Source organism: Phenylobacterium sp., from assembly GCF_030697305.1.
Taxonomy (GTDB): Bacteria; Pseudomonadota; Alphaproteobacteria; order Caulobacterales; family Caulobacteraceae; genus Phenylobacterium.
This window is the reverse complement of record NZ_JAUYQL010000078.1, coordinates 1-9,744: the sequence shown is the minus strand read 5'-3', so window position 1 is coordinate 9,744 and position 9,744 is coordinate 1. Positions and strand designations below refer to the sequence as shown.

The 9,744-nt window shown below is 59.1% G+C and carries 9 protein-coding genes; 4 read left to right on the top strand and 5 right to left on the bottom strand.

The window, feature by feature from the left end; genetic code table 11:
- Positions 1-97: 97 nt before the first annotated feature.
- Positions 98-1,138 carry an IS110 family transposase gene (locus tag Q8R27_RS08625; RefSeq protein ID WP_305698630.1) on the top strand — a complete coding sequence of 347 codons (1,041 nt, stop codon included), beginning with the start codon at positions 98-100 and terminating at the stop codon, positions 1,136-1,138.
- Positions 1,139-2,308: 1,170 nt separating this feature from the next.
- Here Q8R27_RS08625 and Q8R27_RS08620 read toward each other — a convergent pair.
- The 4 genes from Q8R27_RS08620 to Q8R27_RS08605 form a co-directional block, all read right to left on the bottom strand.
- Positions 2,309-2,569 carry a hypothetical protein gene (locus tag Q8R27_RS08620; protein ID WP_305698629.1) on the bottom strand — a complete coding sequence of 87 codons (261 nt, stop codon included), beginning with the start codon at positions 2,567-2,569 and terminating at the stop codon, positions 2,309-2,311.
- Between the two features lie 219 nt (positions 2,570-2,788).
- On the bottom strand, positions 2,789-3,922 hold the full coding sequence (locus Q8R27_RS08615; protein WP_305698628.1) for a hypothetical protein: 1,134 nt from the start codon (positions 3,920-3,922) through the stop codon (positions 2,789-2,791).
- 3 nt (positions 3,923-3,925) lie between these two features.
- Entirely contained in the window at positions 3,926-4,915 is a 990-nt protein-coding gene (locus tag Q8R27_RS08610) for a site-specific DNA-methyltransferase (protein WP_305698627.1), read from the bottom strand.
- Positions 4,916-4,926: 11 nt separating this feature from the next.
- The gene (locus tag Q8R27_RS08605; protein ID WP_305698626.1) at positions 4,927-5,511 is read right to left on the bottom strand and encodes a recombinase family protein; all 585 of its coding nucleotides are present in this window, start codon (positions 5,509-5,511) and stop codon (positions 4,927-4,929) included.
- A gap of 206 nt (positions 5,512-5,717) precedes the next feature.
- Here Q8R27_RS08605 and parA point away from each other — a divergent pair, with 206 nt between their 5' ends.
- The 3 genes from parA to Q8R27_RS08590 are packed head-to-tail and all read left to right on the top strand — an operon-like array spanning position 5,718 to position 7,541.
- Positions 5,718-6,347, top strand: coding sequence for a ParA family partition ATPase (gene parA, locus Q8R27_RS08600; protein ID WP_305698625.1), 630 nt, complete (start codon positions 5,718-5,720; stop codon positions 6,345-6,347).
- Entirely contained in the window at positions 6,344-6,580 is a 237-nt protein-coding gene (locus Q8R27_RS08595) for a hypothetical protein (protein ID WP_305698624.1), read from the top strand. The genes parA and Q8R27_RS08595 overlap by 4 nt, the downstream gene beginning before the upstream one ends.
- Before the next feature lie 40 nt (positions 6,581-6,620).
- Complete coding sequence (locus Q8R27_RS08590; protein WP_305698623.1) at positions 6,621-7,541, top strand: replication protein RepA; 921 nt, start codon at positions 6,621-6,623, stop codon at positions 7,539-7,541.
- Positions 7,542-8,304: 763 nt separating this feature from the next.
- Here the strand turns inward: Q8R27_RS08590 and Q8R27_RS08585 are convergent.
- Positions 8,305-9,237 carry an integrase domain-containing protein gene (locus Q8R27_RS08585; RefSeq protein ID WP_305698622.1) on the bottom strand — a complete coding sequence of 311 codons (933 nt, stop codon included), beginning with the start codon at positions 9,235-9,237 and terminating at the stop codon, positions 8,305-8,307.
- Positions 9,238-9,744: the final 507 nt, after the last annotated feature.

Below are 9,744 nucleotides of genomic sequence, written 5' to 3'. Positions count from 1 at the left end.
TGAAATGGAATGGACGCCTCCCCCGCAAGGGATCGCCTGTTGAGTCAGAAGTGGATGAGTTTTCTAATATGAGCTCCGTCCACGTAAGGAGCGCATCATGAACTTGAATGCTGTGGGTATCGACATTGCAAAGCACGTCTTCCAAATTTGCTGGGTAGACCCGTCGTCGGGTGAGCTCATCAATAAGCAAGTCAAGCGAGCGAGTCTTTTGCATCATTTTGCCAACAGAGAGCGCTGTCTCATTGGGATGGAGGCGTGCGGAGGTGCTCAACACTGGGCTCGCAAGTTGATTGAGCTCGGCCATGAAGTTCGGATCATGGCGGGCAAAACGGTCAAGGCCTTCGTAACTCGGAACAAGAACGACGCCGCAGACGCGAAAGCGATTTGGTTGGCTGTCCAGCAGCCTGTGAAATGCGTTTCAGTCAAAACCGAGGCCCAACAGGGCATATTGGCTCTGCACAGGATGCGTCAACAATTGATCAAGTTTCGAACGATGCAGATCAACGGCCTGAGAGGCCTCCTCGCGGAATTTGGCGAGGTAATGGGTGTTGGGCGCGCAGGCATAAAACGAGCTATTCTTGCCATCCTGGAGAAATTGGCTGATCGAGTCCCTGCCAGTCTGATCGAGTCATTGCGTGAGCAATGGGGCCGTATCCTCAGATTGGATGAGGAGATCTCGGCTATCGAGCAACGACTGAAAGAGTGGCTGAAAGAAGAGCGGGCTTGCAAAGTGATCGCTGCGATACCAGGTATCGGCCTTCTCACCGCCACCGCTGCTGTGGCAACGATGGCTAATCCTCACGCATTCAAATCTGGGCGGGAATTTGCTGCCTTCCTCGGACTGGTCCCCGGTCAGACAGGTACCGGCGGGAAGACCAAGTTGCTGGGCATCAGCAAGAGAGGCGATACATACCTCAGAACCCTTTTGATCCACGGCGCCAGATCGGTTCTGCTGCATCAGAAGGTACCACCCACATGGCTTGAAGAATTGCAAAAGCGAAGGCCTTCCAACGTAGTCGTCGTGGCCCTAGCGAACAAAATGGCTCGGACTATCTGGGCGCTACTTGCACATGGGCGAACTTACCAGAGCGGCTACGTTAGCTGCCAGCCTTGCCTGCCAGGGCCAGTTGCCAGCTAGCCCAGACAAAATTTTTTGAGAAATTGCTAATTTGGCGAGTGTTAGACGTGATGGTAGTCAGGTAGGACCTGTGGCTGACTAAACCTGAAAGACGTTCAGGACTTTGAGTCCGTGAGTGAAATGAGGTGCCAGCCAGCGAGTTCCATCAGGGCCCACAGGGATATCGATCCGTGATCAGGCCGAATATAAAACTGCGACCTGCCAGGTGCCACGCGAAGAACGGCTTGCCAAACAGGAGGCGTCCATATAAATGTCTTGGCCAACTTGTTGGTCAAGACTTGCTCATCGTCGTTTTTCGTAGCATCGAAAAACTCCGAAACCCGCGCCGCCATTGGGCTGCGGGCCTGTTTGCGCACCCGTCTCTGTGGCGCACTTGCGTGCTCACAGAGACGGGTGCTTCGTCTCCGGTGGGAGCATCGGTTAACGAGCGGCCAATGAGCGGCGAATGAAGTCCTGGCGGACTTCATTCGCTGCGCTCAATCGCTCGCTCGCTGCGCTCAATCGCTCGCTCGCTTCGCTCGCGTGCGAAGCTCGATGTGCAGATGCACGCGCAAGCGCGCGCACTGCAATCGAGCTATCACGCACGGCGCGATCTCGTTGAAGACGATGGGTAAAGCTGGCGGCACGCGCACAGGCGTGGGCCAATGAAATTAGGCGGACCACCCCTCGGGGTGACGCTTGAAAAACCCGGGTTGGGTACCGGTTGGGGCGTCGCCCATGTAGAGCGAAACCTAGATATAGGCGGGGTCGTTTAAAGAGGCACCACAAGCGCTCTGCCGACAACGACACAGTCGTTGCAAGGGTACCCAGATTATATAGGAATCACTGCCAGTGGCGACTTGTGGAAGTACCGGGTTGTTGATTACCAGGGACTCTTCAAATATTCAGGATGGGCTTTGCGCGTGGAGCCACAACCACAAATATGGTCGTTTCAAGTGAGGCTGCTGGAAGTGCGGCCCTTCCCACCCTTGGTGGTGACAATGGCCCTCAACTGACCACCCCTAGTTCGGGTGGGATGGCACCGCCTGCGCCACCCTCGACACCTACCACTTCCAAACCCTCAGTCAAGGGAAGCTCGTCTTCAGGCACGGACTCCGCCCAGAAGCCCAAGACACCTGGGCGTTGATTCACAATAAAAAAAGCCCCAAATCCTGGGGCTTTATACGAGGTTCATTCGAACAATGGATTGTCGTCGGAGCCAAACATAGCGCTCCCATCATCCCACACCGGGCTAACACTGCTCAAAGCGTGTATGGGTTTTACAAAACCCGTTTCCTCATCATCATTGTGAAAAGAAGGGGTTGCACCGCCTTCAACCCGAACAGCCTCAGGCAAATGAGAGGGTGTGAGTGCCTCTGATGCTCGGACAGCCGGGGCATCAGATCCCCCCGTCAGCAACGAAACAAAAAAACCGCGCCAGTTCAAACCCATGATCGCTTCCCCACTTTAAATCTATATGAAATTATAAATGCACATTTCTATTGTCAATGCATTTGTGAATTTTCGCGCCACTGTTGAGACTCGGGGCCTCCTCATAAAGAAAAGAGGTGGCGAAAAATCCGCTTGTTTCGGGGCGTTCGGCTCTCTGCCGATATTCTGATCGGCAATCCTAGTGCCGAGGATTACGACTTCTGAGGTACGCGCCGAGCTTCAAGGGTTCACCGTGACCAGGCCGGGGAATGGTGCCACTTCGAGCATGGATGCCAGTGTGGACAGGGTGAAGACCCGCCCATCGGTGTCTCGCACGACAGGCCCCAAGGCGTCATTGATCCGCGCCCAGCCGATCCCACCAAGAACCGCCATGAGCGGGATGCCACCCAGGCGCACCGATTCAGCCTTGAGGCTTCGGAAGCGAAGCGCTTTGTCCCGAGCCGTGCCGCCGTTGTTGGTGCCCTTGCATTCGAGCATCGCTTTCAAACTGTCATCGGCCGGATCGAACACCACGAAGTCAGGCGCGGGCGTCACATGCACCTCGAACCGCCGTGCAATGTCGGCTTGGTTGTGGCTGCCGGTGCGGATGAACGAAACACCATGAGCGGTGAACAGAGCTTCTACCGCGTCCTCAATGAGGTCGCCGCGCAGGGTTGACGTGGCATCGAGCACCTGGCGGAACGCCCCGCCGTAGTGGCGTTGCTGCAGGAACACGCGCAAGGGCACGCCGTTGGCCGCGTAGGCGCGAACACTGTCCCAGCCGTCTTGCGTGTCGGGCTTGCGCTGCTTGCTCTTGAGCCCTGCCGGGGCATCGCCGAACAGCTCCCCATCCATCGCCATGACGATGGTCTTTGCCGCCACCTGAGCCTGTGCCGTGGCCTTGGCCAGCGCAGCCGCCGTGTTGGGGCGCTGGGCATCGACAGCACCACGCTCCAGGGTGTCGATTTGCGAGGCTGACAACGGGGCCAGCTCGTCAGGGCCACCGGCCAACAGCGTGGAATGAGCGAACTCGTCTTTTGTCAGACCCAGCAGCGTGCGGAACACCAACAGCGTGCACGGGCACTGGATCAACGTCGCTTGAAGTTCTGCCTCAGAAACACGGGTGAAGCCTTCCGTCAGCCGGGCCGCCTCATCGTAGGCAGCGAAGAAATGCGGCGTCTCGTAGAACGGTGATTCGTGGATATAGGCGAAGTCCGGCGCGAGGTGCGGCATGTACAGCTCGCGTGCCACGGCCGCGTAGATCGTCCCGTGATCCTCGGTGCCGTGGCGCTGGGGCACCAGGCGAATTTGCTGAATGCGCTGTGTCCAGGTTCCTGCCGTGAGGATGGATTGAATGGTTGCTTCAACTGTCACCGATCAAGCCCCCATCGCGTTGACCAGGCGGCCAGGTGTGTCGTCGGCCAGGTCAGCCGCGATGCGGCGCAGACCCTCTTTCACGAAATCCTCGTGCAGCTCGACGCCGGCGGCCTGGCGGCCGAGGCGACGGCCGACCACCACCGTGGTGGCACCGCCAGCGAACGGATCAACCACCACGCCACCGGCTGGGGACGCGGCCTTGATGAAGAACTCGGCCAGCCCCTCGGGCATCGCTGCTGTGTGCGCCACGCCCTTGTGCTGGTTGTAGGTCTGAGAAACCGCCACCACGTTGCCGGGGTCAGCACCGCCCAAGAGGTAGGTCTTTGTGCGGTCGCGGCCGAATCCGGCCTCAGTGCTGCGACGGCCGAGCGTGTCCTTCTTCCTGCGCTCAATCTCCGATGCGTCCGCCTTGTAAGGGACGCGGATCGCGTTCAAGTCAAAGAATGGCTTGTTCCCGCGTGCGAAGTGATAGACGTACTCGAAGCTGTCTTTCGTCCTTGGGCCGAACTTGCCAGGCACCGCGTTGGGCTTCGCCCAGATGTAGGTCTCTACCCACCGCCAGCCCATGTTTTGGAGGGCAAGCACGAGCTGGTAGACGTAGGGATGACGCTGGCCCTTCAGAGGGCCCCGGTTGGCCACCCGGTTCTTGATGTTGATGATGAGGCTACCGCTGGGCTTGGATGCGTCATACATCGCCCGTGCGAACGGCAAGAACCACTCGACATAGCGGTCAGGGTGAATGCGGCTGTAAGCCCGTGCATCGGCATAGGGCGGCGACGTGAAGAACAGATCGACACTCTCACGCGGCAACGATGGAAGAACAGCCAGCGAGTCGCCCTCAATGACGCCTTCATCCAGCATCCGATCAAGCAGCCGCTGACCACTCTCGGCGAGCTTCTGCGGGCCCTTGGCTGTGTCATCGGCAACAGTGCGGCCGGGTGGGTGCCCCCCTGCCCCATGCACCAGCTTCAATGTCGGCTTCTTGCTCATTGTTGTGCCTCCTAGCTTCTTTGACGAATGGCCACCCGCGCCGAGTCACCACGGCAGGGGGCGTACTTGTAGAACGTCGCCCGGCTGATGCCGAGCGCCTTGCAAATTTCGCCCGGTCGCTTCTCCGGGTCGCTGGCCAGCGCCTCAAGCGCCGCCTTCTTCTCTGGCGTAATCCCCGGCCGTCCACCAGAACGACCACGGGCGCGAGCTGCTGCCAGCCCGGCAAGCGTGCGCTCCCGCGTGATGTTTCGCTCGAACTCAGCCAGAGCCGCGAAAACGTGGAAGACCAGGCGCCCGGCTGCTGAGCCTGTTTCGATCTTCTCGGTCAGGCTCTCGAAGCCGATCCCGGCCTTTTCAAGCTCACCAACGAGCTGCACCAGGTCAGGCAGTGAGCGCCCCAGCCGATCCAAGCGCCACACCACCAGGACATCGCCAGGCCGGGCAAATGCGCGAGCTTCAGCCAGGCCGGGCCTGTCAGCCTTCGCCCCGCTTTCCTTTTCCTCGAAAACCCGTTCGCACCCCGCCGCGTTCAGCGCATCGCGCTGCAACGCCAGGTTCTGGTCTTCTGTGGAGACTCGGGCATAGCCAATCTTCATGGGCTGTCTGCTTAACGGTTCCGGCCGTGGGTTAACGAACTTTGTTTTACAGACGGCTTTGCAGTCAGTCAATGCGCCCTCGATGGAGCGCAGACAGCGCCAATGCCGTGTTGTCTAAAAAACACTCATTTTATAGACACCAGTCCTTGCCTATTTTGCGATTTTCCGTAAAATTACAAAAACGCAAAAGAGAAAAGGACAAAAATATGATCGTCGGTCTTTTGAACCAGAAAGGCGGGGTGGGTAAGACAACCCTTAGCGTGAATTTGGCGGCCAGCCTAGCCAAGACAGGGGCGCGGGTGCTGCTGATCGACGCCGATCCCCAGGGGAGCGCCTTGGATTGGGCCGCGGCTCGCAAAGGGGAGCCGCTGTTTTCGGTGGTGGGCCTGCCCAGGCCGACCGTCCACAAGGAAATCAGCCAGGTTGGCCAGGGCTATGACCACATCGTCATCGACGGCCCCCCGCGAGTCACCGACCTAGCCAGGTCGGCAATCATGGCCTCAGACGTGGTGCTCATCCCGGTGCAGCCATCGCCCTATGACATTTGGGCGGCTGACGAGGTGGTGAAGCTGATCGAGGAGGCACGCGTCTATAAAGAAAAACTGAAAGCCGCGTTTGTGGTTAATCGTAAAATCGCAAATACGGCGATTGGCCGCGATGTGGGCGAAGCACTGGCCGCTTACCCGGTGCCCTCGCTGGTGGCCACGATTACCCAGCGCGTCGTCTTTGCCGAAGCAGCGGCCCAAGGGCTGGCTGTGCATGAAATTGACCAGGCCGGGCCTGCTGCGGCCGAGATTGAGGCCGTGATGACTGAACTGATGGAGTTCGCACGATGAGCACAAAGAAGGTTTCGATTGGCACCAAGCCGACCAACAAGCCCGCGCCGCCTGCCGCTGATGTGTGGGTCGAAAGCCGCAGCAACGGCACCGAGCCTGAGCCGATGAAGCGCCTGACCATCGACATAACCGAGGGGTTGCATCGAGTCATCAAGGCGCAGTGCGCTATGCGCGGCACCAAGATCGCTGACGAAGTGCGGGAGCTGCTTTTGCAGAAATACGGAAACACTTAAAAACGCAATTGCGTTTTTTGCTGCTAAAGAGACCAAGACCATGAGCCAGGAACCGAAGAACGGCAAACTGGGGGGGCTGATCCTCTCCGCGCAGGACGGCAAGCTGTTGGACGTGGCCACCGAAATTGCCACATCTACGCCGGATGAGGTGCGGGAGAACATGGCGTTCACCCACACAGTGCTTTGCCAGGTCGGATTGCCTCGCTCCAAGGTTGAGGGGCGCGAGTTCATGCGGCAATCGGGCGCGGCCTGGATCAACATTCAGGCCGGATACCTAGACGAAGGGAAGGGGCCAGTGCTCCAGCCGATCCCGTATGGCCCCAAGCCCAGGCTTGGCATGGCGTGGGTCTCGACATACGCGGTGCGAAACAAGGAGCGGGAAGTCCCTATCGGGGATAGTGCGGCCGAGTTCCTCCGACTCATGGGCATGGACGACCAGGGCGGCAACTACAAGTCCTTGCGGCTGCAAATGCACGCCATGGCGGCATGTCGGATGCAGCTCGGGTTCAAGGGCCGTACCTACAACGGCCAGCCGGTGCAGCAGTTCGATGCCTGGGTGACGAACAGAGAGACGCAGCAGCGCGCCCTATGGCCTGGCGTCATGGTGCTTTCTGAGGACTACTACGGATCTTTGATCGAAAGCGCTGTGCCTCTCGACAATCGCGCCTTGCATGCGCTGAAGGGATCTGCGCTGGCCTTGGACGTCTATTGCTGGCTTGCCCATCGCCTGCATCGGATCGAGGGCCGAGGCGTGACGCTGTACTGGAAGGCGCTGCGAGAGCAGTTCGCCCAGGAGTACAAGGGCAAAGACCCAGACAAGGACTTTAAAAAGGAGTTCTTGCCAGCTCTCAAGAAGGTGCTGGCGGTCTACCCGCAGGCGAAGGTGAAAGCAGTCACCGGCGGCTTGCTTCTCTTGGGGTCGCCACCGCCTATCCCGTACAAGGGCGGCCCATCGGTCTAGCTGAACTCCGATAAATCGCCCCCCCCCTGGTCATCGAGTGGAGCCTCTGGGAGCCTAGCCCGGGGCTGTCCTAGCATCCAGGCGTGCCAACTTATCCACCGTGACCCCTGTGGATGGCCAACTTATCCACGTTAGATCGCCCCCCCCGGCTCCGATAGATGCCCCCCCCCACCCCTGGCATTTTCCCGATAGATCGCCCCCCTCAGTTCCGATAAATCACACCCCCCCTAAACCGATAGGTTTTGCCTTTACGGTTTTCCTTTAATTTTTGCTGGTAGTAAAGGGCACAACTTCTGTGGATAGATTGATAGCCACTCAATGCTCTGCGGTACGGCACTTTAAGTGCCATCGAAAAGTTTGCCCCCACAGGGGGCGATCAGCCCCAAACGGCGGGACCTGCGGTCCCCCGACCCCCCGTGGGGCTACGCCCCCCCGCCCTCTTCGGGGCGGCTCCCCCCCTTTTGCTCTCCAGTTACCAATGCCCGCGGCTTCGGCGGTTCCCCCACCTTCCTCCAGATTTGCCAAAGCTCATTGATCGAGCGCCAGTAATCCATTTGTGTTGCCAAGGAAAGGCCTTTCCCGGCCCGTAGCGCCTTCCAAAACGAAATTACGGTTCTATCCCCTACTTGCCCCGCGTCGCGCGCGCCTGCGGCCTCTGCGTGCGCAGCAAACTTGTCCATATGGGCGCGCTGCCGACGCCGATGCGCCTTATTTCCCCTCGCAGCCCAGCCGTGGGTGATCTGCTCGACCTGGTGACGGAGGCTCATTTCCGACCTCCGACGTACTCGCTCACCACGTCGATTCGACCATGGCCCAATTCTTTAGCCAGCACCTCACGGGCTTCCCGATCGGCACCCTTGTCCGCGATCTGCCCCCCAGCGCATGGTGCCGCGTGCCCTGTCATGCCTGTGTACCGCTCGCAGGCATACGCAGCCCGGAGGTCGTGCAGGCCGCCGCCCGTGTGTTCGGCCACCAGCTCGCGCACGTCCCGCAGTTCCCCCTCTCGCCAGGACTGCCAGTTTTCCGCCGCTGGCATGACGGCCCGGTCATCGCCTTGCGCCTCGGCGGCCCGCACGAGCGCGCCCGCCTGCTCTGGTGTGCGGATCTCGATTTCGCGTTCGCGCCCGCCCTTTGTTCCCTCGCTGACCGTGATGTAGCCGCGCTCCTTGGCCTCTTGGCAAGCTGTCCGAGCATCGAACAGACTTGCTTCTTTGCTGCGCAAGCCAAATTCGCGGGCCAATTCAACGATCGCGCCGCCTTTCGGTCCCAATTCTTCCTTGACTGCTTGCAATGCGCGTTCGTATGTGCCTCGGTCCATCGCTCCAGGCGCATCCTCTCGGACCATGCTTCGCTGCTCGATGCCGCATTCCTTGGTCGGTGAAACGGATTTCCATTTGGTGGCCAATCCCATAACGGAATTTACCGAACTGACTAGGTTCTGAGCGGTGCTATCCGCCATTTCTCCTGCTTTAACTCGACTGGCTAATTCACGTCCGTATTCACGGACCAACTCAGACGTTACGTTTTCCATCTTTTTCACATCGTGATCCTTTGCCCATCCTACAAACTGACTCCATCGGCCCGCGTTCGTCCCTGCCGTCGAAAAACTCAAAGTGCCGGCGCGCGCGGCCGCATTTAAAACGAACCGTCCGGCCGTGGACATGTCCCTCGATCCCAAACCAAAATTCCTGCTCATAACGAGCCTCCTTTACTTTCCAGAGGACGCAACGCGCCCTCTGGAAAGTGCGCTGTCAACCAGCGCACGAACCGGCAGAAAGTCGCACCGCCGATGTGTGATCCGGGAGTGCTTGAAAGCAAACTAAATGCGACGTTTCTGCCAACTCCCGGACCACACATGGCGGTTAAGTTTTACGCGCAGGTCACGTACCTGGCCGACGATGGGAGTTACCGATTTCTATAGCCCTGGCGTGGGCTTAATTTGTGGCCCCACATGGGGGGAACTGTGATGGGCAAAAGCATCCTGCTCGTGGAGGGGGTCAGTCCTATAGCGGGACGGCCTAGCGCCGCCCGCGTCCAGTCCTCGCAGGGTGTTTTTGCCGAATGAAATGGAATGGACGCCTCCCCCGCAAGGGATCGCCTGTTGAGTCAGAAGTGGATGAGTTTTCTAATATGAGCTCCGTCCACGTAAGGAGCGCATCATGAACTTGAATGCTGTGGGTATCGACATTGCAAAGCACGTCTT

Coding starts and splice junctions, on each gene's coding strand:
- Q8R27_RS08625 (WP_305698630.1), top strand. CDS start 98: ATGAACTTGAATGCTGTGGGTATCGACATTGCAAAGCACGTCTTCCAA.
- Q8R27_RS08620 (WP_305698629.1), bottom strand. CDS start 2,569: ATGGGTTTGAACTGGCGCGGTTTTTTTGTTTCGTTGCTGACGGGGGGA.
- Q8R27_RS08610 (WP_305698627.1), bottom strand. CDS start 4,915: ATGAGCAAGAAGCCGACATTGAAGCTGGTGCATGGGGCAGGGGGGCAC.
- Q8R27_RS08605 (WP_305698626.1), bottom strand. CDS start 5,511: ATGAAGATTGGCTATGCCCGAGTCTCCACAGAAGACCAGAACCTGGCG.
- parA (WP_305698625.1), top strand. CDS start 5,718: ATGATCGTCGGTCTTTTGAACCAGAAAGGCGGGGTGGGTAAGACAACC.
- Q8R27_RS08595 (WP_305698624.1), top strand. CDS start 6,344: ATGAGCACAAAGAAGGTTTCGATTGGCACCAAGCCGACCAACAAGCCC.
- Q8R27_RS08590 (WP_305698623.1), top strand. CDS start 6,621: ATGAGCCAGGAACCGAAGAACGGCAAACTGGGGGGGCTGATCCTCTCC.
- Q8R27_RS08585 (WP_305698622.1), bottom strand. CDS start 9,237: ATGAGCAGGAATTTTGGTTTGGGATCGAGGGACATGTCCACGGCCGGA.